A 21,564-nucleotide genomic window follows, 5' to 3' on the forward strand; every position below is an offset into this window, starting at 1 on the left:
TCCCCGAGTTCGATAGGAGACGTAGTAACTACAGAGGCGGATTCCGGCAAATGACAGGTGTGCAAACGACTATCGTAGTTTGTGCCGTAGGTGATCTAGCGCTCTCTCTGGGAGGGGATGGAAACGACGAGGCATCGAGATGAGCGCGAAAGACGGGGGAGACAATGACAACGACAGTAGACGCTAACGGAATCGAGGATTTCGAAGGGGTGTTACGGGGGGAACTGATCCGACCTGAAGACCCGAACTTCAACGAAGCGCGCGCGATATACAACCGATGATCGACAAGCACCCGGCAGTGATCGCCAAGTGCGTCGATGTGGCGGACGTGATCGCGGCTGTGAATTTCGGCCGCGAATCCGACCTCGAGACCGCCATCCGTAGCGGTGGCCACAATGGACCGGGGCTGGCACTGGTGGACGATGGACTGGTCATCGACCTTTCCGATATGAGGGGGATTCGCGTCGATCCCGACGAGCAGACGGTGCGCGTCGAGGCCGGGTGCACGTGGGGGGACGTCGACCACGCTACCCACGCTTTCGGGCTGGCGACGGTCAGCGGAGTCATCTCCACGACCGGTGTCGGGGGGCTAACCCTCGGCGGCGGTCATGGCTATCTAACCCGCAAGTACGGCCTGACTATCGACAATCTCGTAAGCGCGGATGTCGTGCTGGCCGATGGACGGCTGGTTCACGCGAGTGAGGACGAGCATCCGGACCTGTTCTGGGCGCTGCGCGGCGGTGGCGGCAACTTCGGTGTGGCCACTTCGTTCGAGTTCCAGGCACATCCAGTCGAGACGGTCGTCGCCGGACCGCTGTTCTGGCCGATCGAGGAACTCGAGACCACCATGCGCTGGTACCGTGAGTGGCTGCCCCAAGCGCCCGAGGACGTCTACGCCTTTTATTTGATCGCGGAGGTGCCCGGCGACCCCTTCCCGGAGGAACTCCATGGCGAGAACGTCTGTGGACTGATGTGGTGCTATTTAGGGCCGAATGACCGGATCGATGATGTACTCGAACCAGCCCGCGACATCGCCGAACCGCTGTTCGAGCACATCGAGGAGATGCCCTATTCGACGGTCCAAGGGATGTTCGATCCGTTGTACCCACCTGGAGATCACTGGTACTGGAAAGGTGACTTCGTGCGCGACCTGACCGACGAGGCCATTGCAGAACATCAGCGCTTTAGGGAGGTACCGACGCCACAGTCAACGATGCACCTCTATCCCGTTAACGGGGCCGTCAACCACGTTGACGCGGACGAGACCGCTTGGCGTTATCGCGACGCGAACTGGTCGATGGTCATCGTAGGCGTTGATCCGGATTCGGCCAAGAGTGAAGAGATCACTACATGGGCCCAAGAGTACTGGGAAGCGCTACATCCATATTCGGCCGATGGCTCGTACATCAACTTCATGATGGAAGAGGGCCAGGACCGAATACGCGCGACGTATGGCGATAATTACGAGCGGTTACAGGAGGTCAAGGCCAGGTACGATCCCGACAACTTCTTCGACGTGAACCAGAACATCCAGCCGGCGGACTGAGGCTGGAGCACTCGTTTCAGTCATCGATTGTGCCACGGCCGAGACGGACCTGCCACATTCGCGCCTGATATTCAGCACGAGGTTCGGAACGCCTCGGCCACGGATACGTCCGACAGGCCGGTTTCGATACGGGAGACGCGAGTCGAGGTTCCAGTCAGTCGTCGGACTGGGCCACCGCCGGCTCGGCGGCGGTGCTCGCACCGCGTTCCTCGTTTTCGAGAAATTCGTCGGCGTCGATTGCGGCCTTACAGCCCATCCCGGCCGCGGTGACCGCCTGCTGGTAGTGATAATCCACGACGTCGCCCGCACCGAAAATACCGGGAACGTCCGTTTTCGTCTGGCCGCCACCCTTCTCGCCACGCGTTTGCAGGTAGCCCTCGGCGTCCATCTCTACCCCTGTGCCTTCGAGGTACTCGGTGTTGGGGGTGTGGCCGATGGCGATGAAGAAGGCCCCCACGTCCAGCTCGGAGGACTCCGTCTCGGGGTCGTCGAGTTTCGCCATCGGATGCCCCTCGGGGTGGGTCACGAGCGAGACCTCCTCGACGCCGTCCTCGGGCGTGCCGTGGATCTCGGTGACCTCGGTGTTCCGGAGGATCTCGACGTTCCCCTCCTCGACCTGTTCCTCGATCCGGTCGACCCAGTAGTCCTCGGCGCGGAACTCCTCGCGGCGGTGGATCAGATACACCTTCTCGGCGAACTTCGTGAGGAAGTTCGCCTCCTCCATGGCGGCGTCGCCGCCGCCGACGACGACCATCTCCTCGCCCCGGAAGAACGCGCCGTCACAGGTCGCACACGTTGAGACGCCGTAGCCCATCATCTCGTCCTCGCCGGGGATCCCCAGCGTCCGGGCGCTCGCGCCGCTCGCGGCGATGACGGCGTCGGCGGTGTAGACGTCGCCGTTCTTCATGCGTACCTCGTAGGGCCGTCCCGAGTCGTCGACCGACTCGATGACGCCGTTGATGACGTCGGCGCCGAACTGCGTCGCCTGCTCTTTCATGTTGTTGATCAGCTCCGGGCCGCTGATCCCCTCCGGGAAGCCGGGGTAGTTCGCGACGTCGGTCGTAAGAGTGAGCTGGCCACCCGGCTCGGTCCCCTCGATGACGAGCGGCTCGTTGTTCGAGCGGGCGGCATAAATTGCCGCAGTCAGCCCGGCGATCCCGCTGCCGGCGACGACGAGGCGACGGTGTTCGACTTCCGCCTCGGACTCGATTCCCAACTTCTCGTCGAGCTCGCCAGTCTCGTCGAAGGCGCTGGTTTCGTCCCAGCCGCCGATCAGCTCGTCGTCGATGAAGACTTCGGGGGCGGTCTGGCGACCCTCGGCGCGCTCGACCATCTCCTCGAACAGTTCCTCGTCCTCCGAGACGTTGTACAGTTCGTACTCGACGCCTTTCGCGTCGAAGAGGTCCGTCGCCTTCTCGCAGTACGGACAGGCGTTTTTCGTGTAGATCTCCACTCGTGGCTGGTCGCTCATGTGCCGACGTTATGTGCGCGCGGTATTTACTTTGCGTCCTCGATGCAGTGTCGGCCGCTACATGTGACGGCGGGACGCTCTCCGAAGCCCTTAGGACCGACCTCGGCCGACAACGGGTATATGCCCGCCGATCTAATCGAGAAAACCGACCGATACGAGAGACTGCTTACGGAGGCGCTCGACGCTGCCGAACCCGCCGGCGACGAGGGAAGTCCGCTCGCCGATGCCGCCACCGAGTGTCTCGAAATGGCCCGATCGTATCTCGACGACGGACGGCATTTCCGGGAGAACGACGACCCCGTCAACGCGCTGGCGTCCTTTTCGTACGGCCACGGCTGGCTCGACGCCGGGGCGCGCATCGGCGTGCTGTCGGTCCCTCGGGACGGTCACCTGTTTACCGTTGACTGATCTCGAACTCCGGACGAATTGTGGACTCGGTTCGAAAACCCTCTTTTGACCGTCAGGTGTCGGGATTACTGCGGTCGACTTCGCTCGAACGCACCATCATGACGAGACGTAGTGACGATTCCCACTCCCCGTTGAACACGTCGTCGGGACCGCCGGGGATTCTTGACCACCAAATCCGACGAGGGATCCAAATCGCTCAACGGGGATTTGGATACCGAAGCGGGCGCTCGTACTGTAAACGATCGGGATGAACCGCTATTCTTACATCGGTAACCGGTCATAGTCCCGATAATGGAGGCCGTTCTCTGGTACGTGCTCACCGGAACCCGCGGGGGGCCGAACCGCGTCCGCCTCCTGCAGGCGATCGACGAACGGCCACGCAACGCGAACCAACTCGCCGAGGCTCTCGACCTCGATTACACGACGATCCGCCACCACCTCGACGTGCTGATGGACAACGGGATGGTTCAGAAAAGCGGCGGCGACTACGGTGCAGTGTACCTGACCACCGATCAGGTCGAGCACCACTGGGAAACCGTCGAAACGATCACCGAACGGGTAGAATGAGTATGGACGAATTTGGGAAAGTGTATATCCGAACGCGGCGGAAAGGGGGATCGTAGATGGGTCCCTGGACAGCAGCCATCGCCACGACTATCGGAGCCCCCCCGATCCCGCCCTCCCTCGTAGCGACGGTGTGGGCACCGCTTCAGACCGACCCCGGTATCTGGCCGACGGTTGCCCGAATTTCGGTCAGTGCGAACGTCCTGTTGTTGGCCGTTCTGGGCGCCATTTGGGCGCGCAACTACTGGCAGTTCCGGTCGAAACACACCCTCGGGCTGCTCGTCTTCTCGATTCTCCTGCTCGCGGAGAACGCCCTCGCGCTTTATTACTACATGATCGATCCGATGCTCGCCGGGTGGTTCGCGACCGCCGTCCCCGCCATCGCCTGGCGCGCGATGATGCTGCTTCACGTCCTCGAAACGGTCGCCCTGCTCTTTCTCGCGTGGGTGACGTGGGACTGAACCGACGCCCTCGAACGGCTCGCACCCCCCTCCGGTTTTCGAACCCCAATACCGTTTGAACCCCGATCGACCGGGACGATGGACGAAATTGGGAGAGTCTCCGGATGGAGTACGGACGTGGTTCGGAAAACGCTCTTTTAGCGATCCGTCGTCGTTCCAACCGCGCAAACGCGCACCCAACCATGCGAGAGACCGACCCCACGAACGACGGAACGAACCGAAAGAAGACGAACAGCACATCACGACGACGCTTCATGGCTGCCTCGGCGCTGGTCGGGGCCGGAGCGTTCGGCCTCGGCGGACCGGTCGGAGCGGTCGCGGCCGACGAACACGGCGGCGGGATGGATGACAGTGGGATGAGCGGCGAGTTCGAGGACGACATTGCCATCCTGAACTACGCGCGGACCCTCGAATTCCTCGAGGCCGAGTTCTACCGTCGGGGCCTCGACACCCTCGGTTGTTCGGGTCTGCTGGATGCGTCGCTCCTCGCGGACTTCGGCCAGCCGATTCGTACGCGCGTCTTCGACGACCTCACGGTCATCCGCGACCACGAGTTCGCCCACGCCGAGGTGCTCGGGAAGACCATCGAAGACCTCGGCGGTGACCCGATCGAACAACCGGAGTTCGACTTCGGTACCGCGGTCGAGGACCCCGACGAGTTCCTCGTTACCGCCGCGATCCTCGAGGACACCGGCGTCGGCGCCTACGCCGGTGCGGCTCCGTCGATTCAGAACGCGGAACTCGTTCCCCCGGCCCTGAGCATCCACTCGGTCGAGGCCCGCCACGCATCGTTCCTGCGTGTCCTCGGTGGCGAAGTCGGCTTCCCGGCGGCGTTCGACGAGGCGCTGAGCCGCGAGGAGGTCCTCGAACGCGCCGCCCCCTTCATCGTCGAGTAACCCCGTCTGACGCCTCCTTCCTCCAGTTCTTCACGATCGATCACCAAAGGTATATACGAAACATTTAAGTAGCTTTCGGTGTTACATAGTGTTAGGAAGCAACGAGGCCTCCGGGATTTCTTCAAGGGATACTCCCGCCGGAGCGCACTCTCGCCGTCATACGATCATACCCATGAAAGAACGAACATTCACTAACGAGTCGGTCGCCGAGACCGAACGAGAGGAGACCGAGGAGACGACCGAAAACGAGACCGAACTCACCTGTCCCGAGTGTGGCGGCCGTCTCGAGACGGACACCGAACACGGCGAGACGGTCTGTTCAGCCTGTGGCCTCGTTGTCGAGGAGAACGAGATCGATCGCGGGCCCGAGTGGCGCGCCTTTGACTCCGCCGAGCGCGACCAGAAGTCGCGTGTCGGCGCGCCCACCACGACGATGATGCACGATAAGGGTCTCTCGACCAATATCGGCTGGCAGAACAAGGACGCCTACGGCAACACGCTTTCGAACCGCCAGCGCCAGAAGATGCAACGCCTCCGCACGTGGAACGAGCGCTTTCGCACGCGAAACTCCAAGGAGCGAAACCTCAAGCAGGCACTCGGCGAGATCGACCGGATGGCGAGCGCATTGGGCCTCCCGAAGAACGTCCGGGAGACCGCGAGCGTGATCTACCGACGGGCGCTCGAGGAGGATCTCCTGCCCGGCCGGTCGATCGAGGGCGTCGCCACCGCGAGCCTCTATGCGGCCGCCCGCCAGGCCGGCACGCCGCGAAGCCTCGACGAGATCGTCCAGGTTTCGCGGATCGATCGGATGGAGCTCACCCGCACGTACCGGTACGTAATCCGGGAACTCGATCTGGAGGTCCAGCCCGCAGACCCCGAGAGCTACGTTCCCCGGTTCGCTTCGGACCTCGAACTCTCGGACGAGGCCGAACACCGCGCGCGCGAACTGCTCTCGAACGCGAAGCAGTCGGGCATCCACAGCGGGAAATCGCCCGTGGGACTCGCGGCCGCGGCGGTCTACGCCGCGGCCCTGTTGACAAACGAGAAGGTCACGCAGGCTGAAGTGAGCGAGGTCGCGAACATCTCCGAGGTGACGATCCGAAACCGGTACAAGGAGCTGCTTCAGGCCGATGATACGAGCCCCGCAGCGGGCGCAGCGAGCGCGGAAGTCGCGGACTGAATCGAGCTTGAAGGTGTTAGGCAATGAATAAGTCCGCGTATCCGGCGCTTACCCGCCCTCTGTCACTGATTCTACGTGTGTCAATGGAACTCAGGATACTAATATAACCCTGCAACTGTAACGGTTGAGTGCTCATGAAAAAGCAGGAGCTCATCCACCTTCACGGCCTGCTGGCAGAGGTTTCGAACCACTACGAGCAACACGCTGGCACCCCCGATTTCGAGGAGTACGAGTCGCTGGGCGTACGGCCCACTTCGATTCACAAATCGAAGACTGACCACAAAGCTGCCGTCTTCGCCATCGCGACCGGCATCACGTCCGACATCACCGAAGAGTCACAGGAAGCGGTCGCCGCACAGGCCGACTGAGCCTCAGACGTTCTTCGGACGTCCTATCGTCGACGAGCGCCGCCGCCGGCGTTTGGCGTCGATAACCGAATTAAGACTGTCGTTAATCGGAGAGGTGTCGCCGTTTCACCGCTACTCGAGTAGGTCGTCGAACTCCGGTAACATCTCCTCGCCGCCGTCTCCCCGTTCGTCCCCGTCTCCCTCCTCGTCGGCGTCGGCTTCCTCCTCGTCGTCCGATTCGATGATTTCGACCTCCAGAACGTCGAGCGGGATGTTGCGCAGGCGCTGGCCGATCTCCTTGCGGGCGATCCGCGAGGCGTGTTCCTCGCGCTCGACGTTGAAGACCGTCATCTCGAGTTCGAGGGCAACGAGTGCCTCGTCGGCGACGATGAAGACGGGTTCGAGTTCCTCGCCGCCCGGGGACGTACGCGAGCCCATCGAGATCTCGACGTAGTTCAGGTCGGGATTGAGCATCTCGCCGGTCTTCGAGATGGCGATCCGTACGGCCTCGTCGGCCGTGGAGACGTCGTACACCGGAACGGCCGCCTCAACGACAACTCGACAGTCCATGGTCACTGTGAACATCACGAGCCAGGTGCATGAATGTTGCCTCGAAACCACAACCCACAAGCGTTCACTCTCCCGAGAAAGAGCGATGGAACGTGGGACGATCCCGCTTGAAACGTGTCCCGGCGGCCTCGATCTCCGAGCGACCCTCGAGAGCGGCCAGTCCTATCGCTGGCGACGCGAGGACGGTCTGCTGTACGAGGGCGTTCCGGGTGGGTGGTACCACACGGTCCTCGACGGGAATCTGATCCGGGTCCGCCAGACTGACCGCGCACTCGAGTGGGAGTCGACGACCGATGCGGTTCCGTACTTGCGTCGGCTCCTCAGGCTCGACGACGACCTAGACGCGATCGTCGGGACCGGCCCCGACGACCCGCTATTATGCGAGGCCTACGCCGCCCACAGGGGGCTACGGATCGTCAACGACCCCGTCTTCGCCTGCCTGATCTCGTTCATCTGTTCGGCACAGATGCGCGTCGGGCGAATACACGGAATGCAGACGACGCTTGCCGACCGGTTCGGGGCGAGCCTGGACGTCGATGGACGCACCTACCACGCGTTTCCGACGCCCGACCAGCTGGCGAGCACGAGCGTCGAGGAACTGCGCGACTGTTCGTTGGGGTATCGCGCCCCCTACGTCAAGCGCACGGCGGAGATGGTCGCCGGTGGCGAAGCCCACCCCGCGGAGGCCCGGGGGCTGGATTACGAGACCGCCCGCGAGTTCCTCACGCGCTTTGTCGGCGTCGGAAACAAGGTCGCCGACTGCGTACTGCTGTTCTCGCTGGGCTACCTCGAGGCCGTGCCGCTGGATACGTGGATCCGGTCGGCCATCGAGGAGTACTATCCGGAGTGTGACCGGGACTCATACCGCGAGACCTCGCGGGCGATCCGCGAGCGCCTCGGGGGAGAGTACGCGGGCTACGCCCAGACGTACGTCTTTCATCACCTCCGGACGGCCGGGACGGCCGAAGCCGGAGAATGAAAGGCTATAGGCCCCGACCGTCCTAGCGAGAGGCAATGGACTCGGCGCCGAATCGGTTGAACGCTGCCCGACGGGCGATCAAGCCGCCGATCCACCGGCTGTTCGACTGGGCGTTCGGGGGCTATGCGATGACCGACAACACCGAGGAGGAGTACGTCGGGACCGTCCAGATGTCCCAGCCGGAACTCGAAACGCTGCTCGCGAACGCGGGCTTCCGGCGAAACGTGGTCTCCTCGCTCAAAGTTCGCATCGATGGCAACATCTCCGATGGCTCGTGGGCCTGGCGCGAGTCTCCGCTCGCGGACTGGCAACTGCACGTCATTCTCCACGATGTCGGCGAGAGCGTCGAGGTCTACGCTCACTGGGAGTACTCCTGGATCACCAACCCGATCAAACACTACGCCGCGACCGGCTGTAGCCCCGAGCGGGGCGTCGAGATGACCCGGACGTTCCTCGGGAACTACCACAGCGGGACGTATCCCGACGGGATCCCCTTCGAGATCGAGTCGTTCTACTGGCGAAAGCCGTGGTATCTCACCCGCCTGCACAACGTCAGCGAGCGGGTCAACGGCGGGGCGGAGCGCCTCGAGAAGTGGGCGAGCGGGGTCAAACGCAGCATCAGCGCCCGGCGGTCGTGAGACGGGGAGGAACTTTACCGCTGGGGGATGACGTCGACCCATGTCCCGCACACGCGCACACCTCTTCGCCTCGGGAACCGTACAGGGCGTCTACTACCGCGCAAGTACGCGCGATACCGCCCGCGAACACGGCGTCTCGGGCTGGGTGAGAAACGTCGATGACGGCCGGGTCGAGGCGGTCTTCGAGGGGACGAGGGAGGACGTCGAGGCGATGGTCGGCTGGTGTCACGAGGGGTCGCCGGCCGCACAGGTCGAGGACGTCGAAGTCGAGTACGGCGAGCCCGAGGGGATCGAGGGCTTCGAGATCCGTCGGTAGCTACCGCTCACTCCGACGGCCGTCGGGTGCGTACGCCGCGAGCCACGGCGGTTCGTCGGTGTGGTTCCACTCGGCCCACGCGGCCTTTTCGCCGGCGTAGTACGCCCGGTAGGCCTCGACGGGATCCTCGCGTTTGTACTCCTCGGGCATCGCCTGCGGGCGAGGCGTCGGCTCCGCCGTGGGAAAGGCTATCCCTCCGGAGTCGATCCGCTCGATGACGTCCCAACTGGCGTGGTTCTCCTCCTTGCCGTAGCGCTCTGTGAACTCGGTGTTGAGTGCACGGGCGTGCTCGCGAAGCCGGAGCCAGTTCGCCCGCGACTCGCCAGCCCACTTCGTCACGGGGTGGCCGGTATGGGTCGACTTGTAGAGAAAGTCGGCCTCGTAGCCGTTCTCCCTGGCCGCGGTACAGAGGACCTGTGCCGCCTCCAGCAGCATCTTGTTGACGTGCTGATCGCAGTGATAGCGAGCGGCCAGTCGCGGGTCCTCGTCGAGCCAGAAGACGTTCATACGTAGGGGAGAGATCGGAGCGAAATGAGAGCGTCGTCCGGCCACTGTCCTATTCCGACGTCCGCAATCTTCAACGACCGTCCCCTCGAAGCCCGCGTATGATCACGGCAGCACGGATGGGTGCGGTCGACCGCAACGCCGAAGCGCTCGGCGTCTCACAGAAGCAACTCATGGAGTCGAGCGGCAACGCCGTCGCCCGCGCCGTCCGCGAGGAGGCAAGTGAGGGCGATACCGTTACGGTGGTCGCCGGCCGGGGAAACAACGGCGGGGACGCACTGGTCGCCGCCCGGTTTCTCGACGCCTTCGATCTCTCGGTTCACCTGCTTGGCAAGCCCGAGACGATCACGACCGAGATCGCCCGCGAGAACTGGGCGGCACTCGAGGCGGCGAACTATCCCTGCGAAACCGTCGCCGACTCGGCGGACTTGGAGGTGGGCGATCCCGAGGTGATCGTCGACGCCATGCTCGGGACTGGGATCAGCGGCGATCTGCGAGAGCCCGAGGCGACGGCCGCCCGCGAGATCAACGCATCCGACGCGACCGTGATCTCGGTCGACGTCCCCTCGGGTGTGGACGCCGACTCCGGCGAGGTCCCCGAAAACGCCGTTTCCGCCGACCGCGTGATCACCTTCCACGACGGGAAGCCGGGACTGGCGGATCTCGACTGCGAGGTTCGGGTGGCCGACATCGGCATCCCGGGCGCCGCCGAGCGCTACGTTGGACCGGGCGACCTCGAACTGGGATCGCCGGCACCCGACGCCGAAACCCGGGTGTTCGTCATCGGCGGGGGCCCCTACACGGGCGCGCCGGCCCTCTCGGCGCAGGCGGCGCTTCGATCGGGTGCGGACCTGTCCTTTCTGGCCTGTCCCGAATCCATCGAAGACGTGCTCGCGGGCTACACGGAGGACCTGATCGTTCAGGCCTACGAGAGCGAGCGCCTGAGCACCGAGGAGGTAGACGGCCTGATCGAGACGGCGACGAAACACGACGACGTGGTCGTACTCGGTCCGGGCCTCGGTACCGCAGAGGAGACCCTCGAAGCGGCCCGTACGTTCCTCGAGGAGTTCGAGGGACCGATGGTCGTCGACGCCGACGCGCTCTCGGTCGTCCCCGAGGTCGAGACCGAGGCGACGCTGATCTGCACCCCGAACCGCAAGGAGTTGGCGGGAATGGGCGGGCCCGAACTCGACGATCTAGAGGCGGGAGCCGACGATATCGAACGGTTTGCCGCCGAGTTGGGCCACGTCGTCATGGCGAAAGGCGAGGCCGACGTGGTCTCGGACGGCGAGCGAACCCGGATCTCGACGCGGGGCACCCCCGGGATGACCGTCGGGGGCACCGGCGATACGCTCGCGGGGATCACCGCCGCGTTCATGAAGGACAACGATCCCCTGAACGCCGCCGCCGCGGCCGCCTACGCCAACGGTCGGGCCGCAGAACGCCTCGATAGGGGCGGCGGTCTGCTCGCGTCCGACCTGCTCGACGAGGTGCCCGAGGTCGTCTGGGGGGAGCGATGAGCGACCCCGGTGACGACCACGACCTGACGCACGTCGACGAGTCGGGCGAGGCCCGAATGGTCGACGTCGGGGAGAAGTCCGACACCGCCCGGCGGGCGGTCGCCACCGGGGAGATCCACCTCCGGGAGTCGACGATCCGGGCGATCCGCGAAAACAGCACCAAAAAGGGTGACGTCCTCGCGACGGCTCGGATCGGAGCGATCCAGGCGGTCAAACACACGTGGGAGACGATCCCCATGTGCCACCAGATCCCGATCACGAACGTTGAGGTCGAATTCGAGGTCGACGAGGATCACGTCCGACTCGAGGTCGGCGTCGAAACCACCGGGAAGACCGGTTGCGAGATGGAGGCTCTCGAAGGGGTGACGACGGGGCTGAACGTGGTCTGGGACATGGTCAAGGCCGCCGAGAAGGACAGCGAGGGGCAGTATCCCGGAACCCGGATCGAAGACGTGCGGGTCGTGAGGAAAGAAAAACGGGCGCTCGAATAGCGGACCCGGCGGCGAGGAGTACCCGAAGTGCCTCAGACCGTCGGCGTGACGTTCTGGTTCGCCTGAAACAGGTTCGAGGGGTCGTACCTGTTTTTCACCTCGACCAGCCGGTCGTAGTTCTCGCCGTAGGCCGCCCGCGGGACGTCCTCTCGCTCGTCGAGGAACCCGGGGAAGTTCACGTAGATCGCATCGGAGGAGAACGGCCGCATCTCCACCCAGACCTCGCGAGCCCACGCGACGTTTTCTTCCGCATCGTCGGGATCCTCCCAGTTGGCCTCGATACCGAGCAAGAACGGCTCCGAGCGGTGTGCGAACGCGGTGTGGTCGGGATCAACGCGGGCAATCGCACCCCCGAGTTGCCAGACGTCGACGGTCGAGAGCGCCGAGGGCGCGCGCTCGCCGGCGGCGAGGAGGCGCTCGATGCACTCGTCGCTCAGATCGGTCAGGTAGAGCGACTTCCAGTAGTAGTTCAATCCGTCGGGGTAGTCCTCGTCGAGAAGCGCCTGGAAGTCGGCGTACTCCGTCTCGCCGCTGAAATCGACGATCGGATCGGCGACCTCCCGAAGGGGTCGAAACACGTGTTCGCCGTCGACCCGATCGCCAGCGTAACATCCGAGGAAGACGAGGGCTGCCTCGCCCCACGCCTCCTCGGGGAACTCCGCCGTCTCGGGGACGACGGCGTGAAACGCCAACACGCTTGCCTCATCGGGGGCCGACGCGGCGTACTCGCGAAACAGTCGGAGCGCGTCGCCCACCCGATCCCCGGGGTGCCAGACGAAACACGTCGTCACCGTCGGACCGACCGGGTACAGTCGGTACTCGAAGGCCGTGACGACGCCGAAGTTTCCGCCACCGCCCCGAACCGCCCAGAACAGGTCGGGGTTCGTCTCCTCGTCGGCGGTCAGAACCGTTCCCTCGGCGGTGACGACCTCGACGGAGACGAGCGCATCAGAGCTCAGGCCGTGCTTTCGCCGCAGGTGGCCGAGACCGCCGCCGAGGGTCAGCCCCGCGATCCCCGTCTCCGAGACCACGCCCCCGGGCGTCGCCAGGCCGAACCGCTGGGTCGCCCGGTCGACGTCGGCCCACGTCGCTCCGCCTTCGGCACGAACGACCCGGCGGTCGGGGTCGACGCGGACGGCCGTCATCCCCGAGAGGTCGATCACGATCCCGTCGTCACAGACGGCGGTACCCGAGACGTTGTGCCCGCCGCCACGCACCGCGACCGGCAACTCGCTCTCGCGGGCGAACTCGATAGCCACGAGAACGTCCTCGACGCCCGCACAGCCGGCGATGACGGCCGGGAACCGGTCGATCATCCCGTTCCAGACACTCCGGGCCTCGTCGTATTTCCCGTCCTCGGGGCCAATCAGCGCCCCGTCGAACCGCTCGGCCAACGCCCGCAGGCGCTTTTCGGGTACTCGTTCGCTCCCTTCGCCCGGTGGTGTCGTCGTTCCCATGGTTGAATGACACTACATCTAAGTCGATAAACCTATTCAAGTGTACAGTAATAGTAGCTACCGTTCCTCGGACGTGTCGTTATAGCCGGTGTCGGGCGGATCGCGCGCCCGATACTCGGTCCCGTCCGTCGATCGTCCACGCTCGCTGTCGTCGATGGATCCGAGTGGGGCCGACGGCGGTCTACGAACGGACAGGCCGAACTGATACCGTAACGGCCGGCACTTGGGATCCGATCAGGCCGACTCCGGGATAGTCAACTCGCTCGCTTTCGACCGGGAGCGCTCGATCACCGACGGCCGGGCCGCAAACTCCACGAGCACCTGGTCGGCGTCGTAGGTTACCTCCTCGACGCAGGCGTTATCGTAGAGCCACGAGACGAGGCTCATGGTGTCTTCTGCCATCGGCAAGACGAGTCGCTCCTCGCGCAAGGGGGGTAGGTCCGCGGCGATCCGGTCCGTGAGTGCCTCCACGTTCAGTCCCTCCTTGCCGCTGACGGCGACGGGGTCGGGTGCGAGCGCCGACAGGGCCGCGCGTTTTTCTTCGAGCTCCGCTTCGTCCACGGCGTCGATCTTGTTCAACACGGTGACGATGGGCGCCTCGTTTCGTTCGTAGAGCGTGTCGTGACAGGTTACGACTTTCTCGCGGATCTCCTCGATCGGCTCGCTGACGTCCACGACCAGGAGAACGAGATCGGCTCGGTAGACCTCGTCAAGCGTCGAGCGGAAGGACTCGACGAGCCAGTGGGGCAGGTCGCTGATGAACCCGACCGTGTCGGTCAGGAGGACGTCCCGCTCCATGTCGGCCCGTCGGGTGGTCGTCCCCAGCGTGGTGAATAGCCGGTCTTCCGATTCCGCGGTGGTGTCGAGGTCCGGGTGGAGGTCCTCGTTCTCGTCGACCGCGAGGTCCGCAGCGAGGCGTCGCAGGAGCGTGGATTTCCCGGCGTTGGTGTAGCCCGCCAGCGCCACGAGGTCGAACCCCGACTCGCGGCGCTCTTCTCGCCTGTGTTCTTCGGTTTCGGCGATCGAGGCCAGTTCCTCCTTGATCCGGCTGATCTGGGATTTGATGTCCCGTTCGCGGGACTCGTCGTACTCGCCGAGCCCCATGAACCCGGGGTGTTCCTCGCGTTTTGCGAGGCTGACCTTCGCGTCCACACGGGGCAGTTCGTAGCGCAACTCGGCGAGTTCGACCTGCAGTTGGGCCTTTCGAGTCTGGGCGCGCTGGCCGAAGATATCGAGGATCAGCGTAAAGCGGTCGATCACCTCGACGTCCTCGGGTATCTCCCGACCGATGTTGTAGATCTGGTAGGGGCCGAGCCGGTTGTCGAAGATCACGGTCTCGACACCCGTTCGGGCGACGAGACTCGACAGCTCGGCGACCTTCCCCTCGCCGATGTGGTAGGCGGCGTCCTCGGTGCGCGTCTGTGTCAGTTCATCGAGGACGGTATAGCCCGCGGCGCGAGCCAGGTCCCGGATCTCGTTCGTGTCGGCTGTCCCCTCGTCTACTCGTTTGACGATGACCGTATTCATAGTATGAGCGCTCGTGTGGCGTAGGCGGCGTGGTGGGCGATCTCGATGGTCCGTCGCTCCCCGATCGACTCGACGTACTTGAACTCCGGGGCGAACGACGCCCCGACCGCCCGTTCGGGTTCCTCGTAGAACTCCCCGCGCTCGGCGACGACCGGGCCCTCGGGCAGGTCCGGAAGCGCCCCGATGGCCTCGTCGGCGATCGAGAGGGTGGCCTCGAGTGTGGGCTCAAGCCGGCTGGTCGCGAGCCCGATTCCGGTCACTTCACGGATCCGGTTCGAGCCGACGCTCGCGGCCACGGCGGCACCGACCATCAGGTACTCGCCACGCTCCTCGTGACGGCCGCTGATATCGATGCCGACCACCTCAGCCGCGCCGGGCCTCCACCTCGGCGCCGAGCGGTTGCCACACGACCATAGACGGAAGTACGGCCCCGGTCGACTTGAATCCCGCGCCGTCCTCGCGAGGGTCTTCGAGCGATCGGCGCTACCGGGTGCCGATCTCGTCTTCGTCCTTGATGATGCGCGTTTCGGCGGTGCCGCTGGTGTGTTCGTTCACCAGATCGTAGAAGTCGTTTTGCATCCCCGCGGGGAACTCGAGTACCCCGACCCACGAGCCGTCGTTTTGCCACTCCTCGCGTTTGAGATCGCCGAACTGCCTGACCTGGGCCTGTGCGCTGCCGGCGTGCTCGGCAGGGATCTGGACCGCGACGATCACCTCGTCGAACCGAATGGGAATCACGGGCCTGAGAGCGTCGAGCGCGTCGTCGACCTGCTGTTCGACCGGTTCCATCGCGTCGATCCGAAAGTCCGTCTCCTCGAGGGCGCTTTCGATACGATCCGGCGGATGGGGCGCGTTGTCCATCTGGGGGTTGACCGCGTTTCGCGCGATGCGGTTGATCAACTGGCGGCGCTTCTGTTCTTGCATCTCGCGGCGCTGCTCGGCGGTGATCTGGATCTCCCCGCGCCGGATGACCTCGGGGATGATCTCCAGGGGGTCGGTCGTCTCGAAGACGTCCTCCAGATCCGTTTCGGCGGGGCGATCCCCGCGCGAGGCGTTCTCGAAGACCTCCTCGGCGGCGATCACCTCCTCTAGATCGCCGTCGAACTCCTCGCGTTTGATCGCCAGTGCCGCGTCCGGATCGACGAGCACTTCGAACCGTGCACCGTGGGATTCGAGGCGTGCGGTCACCGCCTCGTCAAGCGATATCATACCCACGCGTTCGGGCCGGCGATAAAAGAGTGTTCGCGCTTTCGCCTATTCGGCCGCGTCGTCGGACTCCTCGTCGTCCTCGGCCGCCAGCAGGTCGAACTCCGCGAGATACGAGTCGATCTCGTCGTCCTCGACCTCGGTGAACGTTTCGGTCTCGGTCGGGATCGTCGCCATGCCGATGCTCTCGGGGCGGAGTTCGCCGTCGTTGACCTCCGCGAGCGCCCGGAGCGCGAGTTCGATCCCGCCCTCTAGGTCGGCCGCTTCCTCGTAGTTGGCCTCGAGGTAGTCCTCGATGTCGCCCCGGTCCGCACCCACGGCGAGGGCCTTCCACTCGTAGGGCGTCCCCGAGGGGTCGGTCTCGTAGAGGCGCGGCTCGCCGTCCTCGATGCCGCCGATGATCAACGCGACGCCGAAGGGGCGCGCACCGCCGACCTGGGTGTACTGCTGGATGTGGTCGGTGACGTCCTTGGTCAGCGTCTCGACGCCGATGGGCTCGCCGTAGCGAAGCCGATTCACTTGCGCGTTCCGCCGGGCGAAGTCGATCAGCTGGCGAGCGTCGGCTACGTGGCCCGCACTGGCAATGCCGATGTGGTCGTCGGCCTTGTGGATCTTCTCGACGCTGGTCCGTTCCATCAGCGGCGAGCGGATGCGCTTATCGACGGCCAAAACGACGCCGCCCTCGGTTCGAATGCCGATGCTTGCGGTGCCGCGCTTTACGGCCTCGCGGGCGTACTCGACTTGATAGAGGCGTCCGTCCGGGGAGAAGATCGTGATCCCGCGGTCGTAGGCCTGCTGTTGGGATTGTCCCTGCATAGTATCACACTGGAGTTACGTCGAAGTCCGTCGCGCCGGTGTACGCATCCCCGACCCGTACGTCGACGAGGCCGTCGCGCGTGACGGCGGCCCGGTCTGCGTTTTCGAACACGACGCGTTTCTCGCCCGAAACTTCCGGTCGGCGTCCTAAATACTTTTCTTCACAGCCTCTTACCGTCCCGCTCACGCCGCGGACGGCGATGCCGACCTCCTGGCCCTCGATCTTGTCGAGACAGGCGAGCGCGGCCCGTGCCTCGCCCACCGTCTCGCGTCGGGTGCGCACGACCGCCTCGCCGACGCCCTCGTCGTGGTGAAACGCGAAGACGCTGAGGTCGGCGTCCGCACAGCCCGGATCCCCGAGCAGGTTCTGACCCGCATACCAGAGACGGCGCTGGAACGCCCGACGCGAGAGGTCGGCCTCGGGCCAGGATTCGATCCCGACCGCGAGGTAGCGCCACTTGGGACGCAGGTGTTTCGGGAGGTGTCTCACGGCTCTACGAACGGTCCCCGCACGGATAGGTCCCCCGCCCCCGGCGAAGGAGGGTGGTTTCGAAACCCGATACGGGTCCGAAATCGAGTCGGTCGCAGTCTCCTCTCGGATACCACCGAGGCGCTACTGCAATCCTGCTCGTCGAATCGTGGTGTGCGCTATCTGTTCTCGCGTTGCTCGACCGTGTTCAGGTAGATACAGTCCGAGCTATAATATAAAGAAATAAAAGTATTTTCTGGGCTGAGAACTCTCGAATACACGCGTTACAGAGCTCTAATCGCGTTCTGGTACAAATACGATCAGATACGGTCCGATAATCGCGCTTCAGAACAGGCCGGTGATGAACCCGACTCCCATGATGATGAGAACGGCGGCGGAGAACGCCGGGAGGTACGGCGTGTACGTCTCGATTCTCTCTTCCGAGTGCTGGTACCCCGCTATCAACGGCATCGTCAGCCCGACGATACCGACGATGACGGTAATGGCGTACGCGCTCATCAGTTCGAGACAGTGGTTCGACCCGGCATAGAGCGCGATGATCTCGAACTCCTCCTCGTGAGCGAAGCCGAGGACAAACGCGAACCACGCGATACCGAGAAGGCCACGTTCGGCGGCCTCGTCGGGGCTTCCATGTGAGTGGGAGCGACGTGACACAGGAACTCCACGCTGTCCAGCACGACTATCGGGACGTCATCCTCAACACGAGTCACACACATCAGGGCGAGTGGTGTCTCGAATCGCTCTTTTGTCGCGGGGCCGCCGAGCGAATACGTGAACTAACGTACCGACTCCGAGACTTCGATGGTGTGCGACGAGTCAAGGTAATGGTGATTCGAGACAGTGTCGAATAAATGAATTAGAAGACAGCCGATCGATAGACCGAGGACAGTTTACCGATAGCCCACAAAATGGACGGTAGATGGATTCGAAGAGATGGCTTCAGCGGCATCAAGTCGTCGTCTATACGGCCTTCGTTTTCCTCGCCGTTAGCATCGGACTCGGTCGCCCGAACTCAGCCACAGTCTTCGAGCGACTCATCGACCCCGTGCTGGCCGTCCTGCTCTACGTTACGTTCCTCGAAATCCCGTTCGTTCGGCTCCGTCGCGCGTTTCGGAACCAGCGATTCATCGCGGCGGCGCTGGGGATGAACTTCCTCGTCGTCCCCGTCGTCGTCTGGGGGCTCACACGGTTTCTCCCCCGACGGCCAGTCATTCTCGTGGGTGCGTTTATGGTTCTTCTGACGCCGTGTATCGACTACGTGATTACCTTCACCGAACTTGTAGAGGGCGACTCCGAGCAAATTACGGCGACGACCCCGGTCCTGATGCTCGTCCAACTGTTGTTGCTCCCGGTGTATCTGTGGCTGTTCATGGGTTGGGAAGTTGCGGAGGTCATCGAGCCGGAGCCGTTCGTCGAGGCGTTCCTGATAATCATCGCGCTGCCCCTGACGCTCGCGTGGCTGACCGAAGTGTGGGCGGAACGGTCGTCGAGAGGTAAAGTATGGGGAGAGACGATGGGGTGGTTGCCGGTTCCGATGATGGGTGCGACGTTGTTCGTCGTCATCGCGTCGCAACTCCCCCGGGTACAGAACTCGATCGGGCAGATCGCGGTCGTCATCCCGGTGTACGTCGCCTTTCTCGCCGTTATGCCAATACTCGGACGACTCGCGGCGGGAGTACTGGAAATGGATGCCGGTGAGAGTCGCGCGCTCGTGTTCACGTCGGTTACCCGTAACTCGTTGGTCGTCTTGCCGCTCGCACTTGCGCTTCCGCCGGACTATCGATTGGCACCAGCCGTCGTTGTGACCCAGACGCTCGTCGAACTTGTCGGAATGGTCACGCTCACCCGCATAGTTCCAGCGTGGCTCGTACCGGAGTCACCAAAGCGAACCGCACTTCCCGAACTCATGAGCCGTGAGTGAGTATTCAGTCCGATTTGAACGCTGGGGACTTGTTCAGGTCTCTGACTGACGTTACAGATTTCGCCCAAGTTGCCGCTTTTCTTCGGAGTCGGCTTCCACAAGAGCGATTCGCACCCAATCGCGCCCGCCGCTGATTATGACCACATCTAATCCATACTTCTCAGCAATTTGACGGACACTATCGGGTGCGTACTCCGGGTCAGTTGGAAGCGTCGTTCCGAACGGAAGCGAGTCAAGAACCTTCCATCGAAACGGGTGATTCTCTCGTTTCAGTCGTCCCTCGCGTTTAATTCTCCCAACGAGCCACGACCCGGACACGCCGGGCACCGCTGTCTCGCCCCTATCGAACTCGAAATCCGAATAGCCCTCCTCCGCCAAATCGAGTTCGACTTGCTTCCACTCGACCATTAATAGTCGATAGAACGCTGTCAGTAATGGTTCCGTATGTCGCGCTATTTGTTACCGATTGTCCCGTTGGTGGACCTTGTTCAGTTCGATCAACAACCGGAAGATCGCCTTCACGAGGTTCGAGTCGACCTCGAACTGCTCGGCGTTCTCACCGGCCCGGTCCATCACGCGCTGTTCTTGGCCCTCGTCGGTGGTGGGGAGGTCACGCTCGGCTTTCACCTCCGCGATGGTATCGGCTACGTACGTGCGTCGCGCGATCAGTTCGACGAGATCGCGGTCGATCTCCTCGATCTCCTCGCGCAGTTCGTCCAGACTCATCCCCTTTGTGCGCCCTCGGTCCGCGTCGTTGTCAGCCATGTGGTTCCATCCCGTGTCTCCCACTCATCCCGGAGGTCCGCTAAAACCTGTCGTTCGCCGACCGCGACGTAGCTCGGACCGGTCCCCGACAGCGAGACGCCCGCGACGTCGGGCAGCGCCTCGAGCATCGGCTCGGTCGGGAAGCCGAGCGCCCCGCAGAACGCAAAGCCGTTGATCGACATGGCTTGCCCGTATCGGCCCTGCAAAGCGAGTTCGCAGACGACGTCGGCGATCGAAGCGACCTTCCGGCAGGCCTCGACGTCCGCATCAGCGCTGAACGCCTGCTCTGGGGGCGTCCAGACCAGCACGTCCCATTCGACGGTCTCGTGAGCGAGCAGTTCGTCGTCGGCGTTGTCCGTCACGGTGACGCCCCCCAACATCGATGCCGAGGCGTCGTCGAACGCGCCCGTCACCGTGACCCCGACCTCGCGGGCCGCCCGCACGCCCAGCCGGCAGGCTTCGAGGGGCTCGACGTCGACCCTGAGCGCCTCGCAGGTCGCCAGTACCGTCGCGTTGGCGGCGGCACTCGAACTCTTCAGCCCCGCCGCGAGGGGTACATCGCTTTCGGTCCGCACCGTCCCGCCCGCTGTCCCCGCCGTCAGGTCGCCGTACTCGGCCACGGCGAGTTCCACGCACCGTTCGATCAGCGCGGTGTCCGCGTCGGGCGCGCCGCCGATCTCGCCACGTACCTCCCGGGAGCCGTCGAGTTCGACGGTCGCGGTGGTTTCGAGGTCGATCGCGAAGGCCGCGCCCCGCTCGTTTGCGAGCGCGTTGAGGATCGTGCCCGCCGCGGGCGCGTGTGCTCGGCCGTCCATACCGGACTCACTCGGAGTCCCCATTTATCGGCTTCGAACGCGGCGCTTTTCCGCCGGGGCACGTAGTGAGAGCAATGAGCCAGCGAAGCAACGTCTCGCCCGCGACGCTTGGGATCGAGTTACAGGAAAGCGGGATCGCAGTCAGATACATCGACGGCCGGGAAGTCTTCTATCACGGCGTGCCCGAGACCGTCTCGGGAACGCTCCGAACCCCGCCGGGAAAGGAGGTCCACGTCCTCGTGACCGATCCGACCGAAACCGAGGGCGTGATGGTGTACGTCAACGACCTGAAAACCCACGACGACGTGCTCGAATCGACCGGCGTGGGGCGGGTACTCGTCGAATCCGGCGAGCGAGAGGAGGTCTTTCCGGGCGTCGAGGTCCGGTCGGAGGGCCACCGGGTGTTCGTCGAGGGCGATCCCGAGATCGCCCGCGGGCGGGTGTTCGTCTTCGCCGAGGACGAGATGAGCGAACACGCCTACGAGATGGTCAACGACGCCGAGGAGTGATCGCGGGGGCCAGGGCTACTGGATGTACGAGGGGTCTTCGGCGTCGCAGTTCGCCTCGTGCTGGCGGGCGTCCTCACGCTCGTCGAACATGAGTCCACAGCCCTCACACTCGTACCACGTCCCGTCCTCGCGCTGGGTCTGTACCACCATAGCACACAGTCTGATGG

General features: G+C 64.0%; 27 protein-coding genes and 2 pseudogenes. 15 read left to right on the plus strand and 14 right to left on the minus strand.

Annotated features, from left to right (window positions below):
- Positions 1 to 277 precede the first annotated feature (277 nt).
- Positions 278 to 1,546 (plus strand): FAD-binding oxidoreductase, encoded by a 1,269-nt coding sequence (locus tag HACJB3_RS08960; RefSeq protein ID WP_008417300.1) that lies wholly within the window; start codon positions 278 to 280, stop codon positions 1,544 to 1,546.
- A gap of 154 nt (positions 1,547 to 1,700) precedes the next feature.
- On the opposite strand, the gene trxB is transcribed toward HACJB3_RS08960, so the two are convergent.
- Complete coding sequence (gene trxB / locus HACJB3_RS08965) at positions 1,701 to 3,017, minus strand: thioredoxin-disulfide reductase (RefSeq protein WP_008417299.1); 1,317 nt, start codon at positions 3,015 to 3,017, stop codon at positions 1,701 to 1,703.
- A 120-nt stretch (positions 3,018 to 3,137) separates the two neighbouring features.
- On the opposite strand from trxB, the gene HACJB3_RS08970 reads away from it, so the two are divergent.
- The 6 genes from HACJB3_RS08970 to HACJB3_RS08995 all read left to right on the plus strand — a co-directional run bounded on the left by HACJB3_RS08970 (position 3,138) and on the right by HACJB3_RS08995 (position 6,894).
- Positions 3,138 to 3,425 (plus strand): DUF357 domain-containing protein, encoded by a 288-nt coding sequence (locus HACJB3_RS08970; protein ID WP_008417298.1) that lies wholly within the window; start codon positions 3,138 to 3,140, stop codon positions 3,423 to 3,425.
- Positions 3,426 to 3,716: 291 nt separating this feature from the next.
- The gene (locus HACJB3_RS08975) at positions 3,717 to 3,992 is read left to right on the plus strand and encodes a winged helix-turn-helix domain-containing protein (protein WP_008417297.1); all 276 of its coding nucleotides are present in this window, start codon (positions 3,717 to 3,719) and stop codon (positions 3,990 to 3,992) included.
- A gap of 128 nt (positions 3,993 to 4,120) precedes the next feature.
- Positions 4,121 to 4,450 (plus strand): hypothetical protein, encoded by a 330-nt coding sequence (locus HACJB3_RS08980; protein ID WP_013199470.1) that lies wholly within the window; start codon positions 4,121 to 4,123, stop codon positions 4,448 to 4,450.
- 182 nt (positions 4,451 to 4,632) lie between these two features.
- Positions 4,633 to 5,346 (plus strand): ferritin-like domain-containing protein, encoded by a 714-nt coding sequence (locus HACJB3_RS08985; protein WP_008417295.1) that lies wholly within the window; start codon positions 4,633 to 4,635, stop codon positions 5,344 to 5,346.
- Between the two features lie 172 nt (positions 5,347 to 5,518).
- Positions 5,519 to 6,526 (plus strand): transcription initiation factor IIB, encoded by a 1,008-nt coding sequence (locus tag HACJB3_RS08990; protein WP_013199471.1) that lies wholly within the window; start codon positions 5,519 to 5,521, stop codon positions 6,524 to 6,526.
- A gap of 134 nt (positions 6,527 to 6,660) precedes the next feature.
- Positions 6,661 to 6,894 carry a UPF0058 family protein gene (locus HACJB3_RS08995; protein WP_008417292.1) on the plus strand — a complete coding sequence of 78 codons (234 nt, stop codon included), beginning with the start codon at positions 6,661 to 6,663 and terminating at the stop codon, positions 6,892 to 6,894.
- A 111-nt stretch (positions 6,895 to 7,005) separates the two neighbouring features.
- Here the strand turns inward: HACJB3_RS08995 and HACJB3_RS09000 are convergent, their stop codons facing one another.
- Positions 7,006 to 7,443: a DUF555 domain-containing protein gene (locus tag HACJB3_RS09000; RefSeq protein WP_008417291.1), complete on the minus strand. Its 438-nt coding sequence runs from the start codon at positions 7,441 to 7,443 to the stop codon at positions 7,006 to 7,008.
- Positions 7,444 to 7,528: 85 nt separating this feature from the next.
- Here HACJB3_RS09000 and HACJB3_RS09005 point away from each other — a divergent pair, with 85 nt between their 5' ends.
- Genes HACJB3_RS09005 through HACJB3_RS09015 form a run of 3 tightly spaced genes read left to right on the plus strand, consistent with a single transcriptional unit; the run spans position 7,529 to position 9,376 of the window.
- Positions 7,529 to 8,422: a DNA-3-methyladenine glycosylase family protein gene (locus tag HACJB3_RS09005; RefSeq protein ID WP_008417290.1), complete on the plus strand. Its 894-nt coding sequence runs from the start codon at positions 7,529 to 7,531 to the stop codon at positions 8,420 to 8,422.
- A 35-nt stretch (positions 8,423 to 8,457) separates the two neighbouring features.
- Positions 8,458 to 9,060, plus strand: a complete 603-nt coding sequence (locus HACJB3_RS09010; RefSeq protein ID WP_008417288.1) for a hypothetical protein — start codon at positions 8,458 to 8,460, stop codon at positions 9,058 to 9,060.
- 40 nt (positions 9,061 to 9,100) lie between these two features.
- A complete protein-coding gene (locus tag HACJB3_RS09015; protein WP_008417287.1) occupies positions 9,101 to 9,376 on the plus strand; it encodes an acylphosphatase in 276 nt (91 codons plus the stop codon).
- On the opposite strand, the gene HACJB3_RS09020 is transcribed toward HACJB3_RS09015, so the two are convergent.
- Positions 9,377 to 9,883 (minus strand): hypothetical protein, encoded by a 507-nt coding sequence (locus tag HACJB3_RS09020; protein WP_008417286.1) that lies wholly within the window; start codon positions 9,881 to 9,883, stop codon positions 9,377 to 9,379.
- Between the two features lie 98 nt (positions 9,884 to 9,981).
- Here HACJB3_RS09020 and HACJB3_RS09025 point away from each other — a divergent pair, with 98 nt between their 5' ends.
- Together HACJB3_RS09025 and moaC are read left to right on the plus strand one after the other, a co-directional pair.
- Positions 9,982 to 11,400 carry a bifunctional ADP-dependent NAD(P)H-hydrate dehydratase/NAD(P)H-hydrate epimerase gene (locus HACJB3_RS09025; RefSeq protein ID WP_008417285.1) on the plus strand — a complete coding sequence of 473 codons (1,419 nt, stop codon included), beginning with the start codon at positions 9,982 to 9,984 and terminating at the stop codon, positions 11,398 to 11,400.
- Complete coding sequence (moaC, locus tag HACJB3_RS09030; protein ID WP_008417284.1) at positions 11,397 to 11,891, plus strand: cyclic pyranopterin monophosphate synthase MoaC; 495 nt, start codon at positions 11,397 to 11,399, stop codon at positions 11,889 to 11,891. Before HACJB3_RS09025 ends, moaC begins: the two co-directional genes overlap by 4 nt.
- Positions 11,892 to 11,923: 32 nt before the next feature.
- On the opposite strand, the gene HACJB3_RS09035 is transcribed toward moaC, so the two are convergent.
- The 7 genes and pseudogenes from HACJB3_RS09035 to HACJB3_RS09065 all read right to left on the minus strand — a co-directional run.
- Positions 11,924 to 13,348: an FAD-binding oxidoreductase gene (locus HACJB3_RS09035; RefSeq protein WP_008417283.1), complete on the minus strand. Its 1,425-nt coding sequence runs from the start codon at positions 13,346 to 13,348 to the stop codon at positions 11,924 to 11,926.
- Positions 13,349 to 13,582: 234 nt separating this feature from the next.
- Positions 13,583 to 14,875 carry a GTPase HflX gene (gene hflX, locus HACJB3_RS09040; protein WP_008417282.1) on the minus strand — a complete coding sequence of 431 codons (1,293 nt, stop codon included), beginning with the start codon at positions 14,873 to 14,875 and terminating at the stop codon, positions 13,583 to 13,585.
- Positions 14,872 to 15,228: a DUF2209 family protein gene (locus HACJB3_RS09045; RefSeq protein WP_169312205.1), complete on the minus strand. Its 357-nt coding sequence runs from the start codon at positions 15,226 to 15,228 to the stop codon at positions 14,872 to 14,874. The genes hflX and HACJB3_RS09045 overlap by 4 nt, the downstream gene beginning before the upstream one ends.
- Before the next feature lie 130 nt (positions 15,229 to 15,358).
- Positions 15,359 to 16,084, minus strand: coding sequence for a ribosome assembly factor SBDS (locus tag HACJB3_RS09050; RefSeq protein ID WP_008417279.1), 726 nt, complete (start codon positions 16,082 to 16,084; stop codon positions 15,359 to 15,361).
- A gap of 45 nt (positions 16,085 to 16,129) precedes the next feature.
- Positions 16,130 to 16,897 (minus strand): archaeal proteasome endopeptidase complex subunit alpha, encoded by a 768-nt coding sequence (psmA, locus tag HACJB3_RS09055; RefSeq protein WP_008417278.1) that lies wholly within the window; start codon positions 16,895 to 16,897, stop codon positions 16,130 to 16,132.
- A 4-nt stretch (positions 16,898 to 16,901) separates the two neighbouring features.
- Positions 16,902 to 17,387 carry an Rpp14/Pop5 family protein gene (locus tag HACJB3_RS09060; RefSeq protein WP_008417277.1) on the minus strand — a complete coding sequence of 162 codons (486 nt, stop codon included), beginning with the start codon at positions 17,385 to 17,387 and terminating at the stop codon, positions 16,902 to 16,904.
- A gap of 324 nt (positions 17,388 to 17,711) precedes the next feature.
- Positions 17,712 to 18,056, minus strand: a pseudogene (locus HACJB3_RS09065) (hypothetical protein); the annotation flags it as partial.
- Between HACJB3_RS09065 and HACJB3_RS09070 the strand changes: the two are divergent.
- A pseudogene (locus HACJB3_RS09070) lies at positions 18,032 to 18,238 on the plus strand (CopG family ribbon-helix-helix protein); the annotation flags it as partial. The pseudogenes HACJB3_RS09065 and HACJB3_RS09070 sit on opposite strands and share 25 nt — an antisense overlap.
- Positions 18,239 to 18,306: 68 nt before the next feature.
- Complete coding sequence (locus HACJB3_RS09075) at positions 18,307 to 19,308, plus strand: arsenic resistance protein (RefSeq protein WP_008417274.1); 1,002 nt, start codon at positions 18,307 to 18,309, stop codon at positions 19,306 to 19,308.
- A 51-nt stretch (positions 19,309 to 19,359) separates the two neighbouring features.
- On the opposite strand, the gene HACJB3_RS09080 is transcribed toward HACJB3_RS09075, so the two are convergent.
- From HACJB3_RS09080 to HACJB3_RS09090, 3 genes are read right to left on the minus strand one after another with little or no spacing between them, the layout of a single operon-like run.
- The gene (locus HACJB3_RS09080) at positions 19,360 to 19,716 is read right to left on the minus strand and encodes a hypothetical protein (protein WP_008417273.1); all 357 of its coding nucleotides are present in this window, start codon (positions 19,714 to 19,716) and stop codon (positions 19,360 to 19,362) included.
- A gap of 51 nt (positions 19,717 to 19,767) precedes the next feature.
- Positions 19,768 to 20,073 (minus strand): chorismate mutase, encoded by a 306-nt coding sequence (locus HACJB3_RS09085; protein ID WP_368085829.1) that lies wholly within the window; start codon positions 20,071 to 20,073, stop codon positions 19,768 to 19,770.
- On the minus strand, positions 20,031 to 20,888 hold the full coding sequence (locus tag HACJB3_RS09090; RefSeq protein ID WP_008417270.1) for a shikimate kinase: 858 nt from the start codon (positions 20,886 to 20,888) through the stop codon (positions 20,031 to 20,033). The genes HACJB3_RS09085 and HACJB3_RS09090 overlap by 43 nt, the downstream gene beginning before the upstream one ends.
- A 74-nt stretch (positions 20,889 to 20,962) precedes the next feature.
- On the opposite strand from HACJB3_RS09090, the gene HACJB3_RS09095 reads away from it, so the two are divergent.
- Complete coding sequence (locus tag HACJB3_RS09095; protein ID WP_008417269.1) at positions 20,963 to 21,397, plus strand: DUF5796 family protein; 435 nt, start codon at positions 20,963 to 20,965, stop codon at positions 21,395 to 21,397.
- Between the two features lie 15 nt (positions 21,398 to 21,412).
- Here HACJB3_RS09095 and HACJB3_RS21060 read toward each other — a convergent pair whose 3' ends face one another.
- Entirely contained in the window at positions 21,413 to 21,547 is a 135-nt protein-coding gene (locus HACJB3_RS21060; RefSeq protein ID WP_008417268.1) for a DUF7128 family protein, read from the minus strand.
- Positions 21,548 to 21,564: the final 17 nt, after the last annotated feature.

Source organism: Halalkalicoccus jeotgali B3 (assembly GCF_000196895.1).
GTDB lineage: Archaea > Halobacteriota > Halobacteria > Halobacteriales > Halalkalicoccaceae > Halalkalicoccus > Halalkalicoccus jeotgali.

Excerpts from the sequence above, each read along its gene's own strand:
- HACJB3_RS08985 (WP_008417295.1), top strand. The coding sequence starts at position 4,633 with ATGCGAGAGACCGACCCCACGAACGACGGAACGAACCGAAAGAAGACG.
- HACJB3_RS09075 (WP_008417274.1), top strand. The coding sequence starts at position 18,307 with ATGGATTCGAAGAGATGGCTTCAGCGGCATCAAGTCGTCGTCTATACG.
- HACJB3_RS09015 (WP_008417287.1), top strand. The coding sequence starts at position 9,101 with ATGTCCCGCACACGCGCACACCTCTTCGCCTCGGGAACCGTACAGGGC.
- HACJB3_RS09095 (WP_008417269.1), top strand. The coding sequence starts at position 20,963 with ATGAGCCAGCGAAGCAACGTCTCGCCCGCGACGCTTGGGATCGAGTTA.
- HACJB3_RS09025 (WP_008417285.1), top strand. The coding sequence starts at position 9,982 with ATGATCACGGCAGCACGGATGGGTGCGGTCGACCGCAACGCCGAAGCG.
- HACJB3_RS21060 (WP_008417268.1), bottom strand. The coding sequence starts at position 21,547 with ATGGTGGTACAGACCCAGCGCGAGGACGGGACGTGGTACGAGTGTGAG.
- moaC (WP_008417284.1), top strand. The coding sequence starts at position 11,397 with ATGAGCGACCCCGGTGACGACCACGACCTGACGCACGTCGACGAGTCG.
- HACJB3_RS09050 (WP_008417279.1), bottom strand. The coding sequence starts at position 16,084 with ATGATATCGCTTGACGAGGCGGTGACCGCACGCCTCGAATCCCACGGT.
- HACJB3_RS09000 (WP_008417291.1), bottom strand. The coding sequence starts at position 7,443 with ATGGACTGTCGAGTTGTCGTTGAGGCGGCCGTTCCGGTGTACGACGTC.
- HACJB3_RS08995 (WP_008417292.1), top strand. The coding sequence starts at position 6,661 with ATGAAAAAGCAGGAGCTCATCCACCTTCACGGCCTGCTGGCAGAGGTT.
- HACJB3_RS08970 (WP_008417298.1), top strand. The coding sequence starts at position 3,138 with ATGCCCGCCGATCTAATCGAGAAAACCGACCGATACGAGAGACTGCTT.
- HACJB3_RS09085 (WP_368085829.1), bottom strand. The coding sequence starts at position 20,073 with ATGGCTGACAACGACGCGGACCGAGGGCGCACAAAGGGGATGAGTCTG.
- HACJB3_RS09020 (WP_008417286.1), bottom strand. The coding sequence starts at position 9,883 with ATGAACGTCTTCTGGCTCGACGAGGACCCGCGACTGGCCGCTCGCTAT.
- HACJB3_RS08990 (WP_013199471.1), top strand. The coding sequence starts at position 5,519 with ATGAAAGAACGAACATTCACTAACGAGTCGGTCGCCGAGACCGAACGA.
- HACJB3_RS08960 (WP_008417300.1), top strand. The coding sequence starts at position 278 with ATGATCGACAAGCACCCGGCAGTGATCGCCAAGTGCGTCGATGTGGCG.
- HACJB3_RS09005 (WP_008417290.1), top strand. The coding sequence starts at position 7,529 with ATGGAACGTGGGACGATCCCGCTTGAAACGTGTCCCGGCGGCCTCGAT.
- HACJB3_RS08975 (WP_008417297.1), top strand. The coding sequence starts at position 3,717 with ATGGAGGCCGTTCTCTGGTACGTGCTCACCGGAACCCGCGGGGGGCCG.
- HACJB3_RS09090 (WP_008417270.1), bottom strand. The coding sequence starts at position 20,888 with ATGGACGGCCGAGCACACGCGCCCGCGGCGGGCACGATCCTCAACGCG.
- hflX (WP_008417282.1), bottom strand. The coding sequence starts at position 14,875 with ATGAATACGGTCATCGTCAAACGAGTAGACGAGGGGACAGCCGACACG.
- HACJB3_RS09010 (WP_008417288.1), top strand. The coding sequence starts at position 8,458 with ATGGACTCGGCGCCGAATCGGTTGAACGCTGCCCGACGGGCGATCAAG.
- HACJB3_RS09080 (WP_008417273.1), bottom strand. The coding sequence starts at position 19,716 with ATGGTCGAGTGGAAGCAAGTCGAACTCGATTTGGCGGAGGAGGGCTAT.
- HACJB3_RS09035 (WP_008417283.1), bottom strand. The coding sequence starts at position 13,348 with ATGGGAACGACGACACCACCGGGCGAAGGGAGCGAACGAGTACCCGAA.
- trxB (WP_008417299.1), bottom strand. The coding sequence starts at position 3,017 with ATGAGCGACCAGCCACGAGTGGAGATCTACACGAAAAACGCCTGTCCG.
- psmA (WP_008417278.1), bottom strand. The coding sequence starts at position 16,897 with ATGCAGGGACAATCCCAACAGCAGGCCTACGACCGCGGGATCACGATC.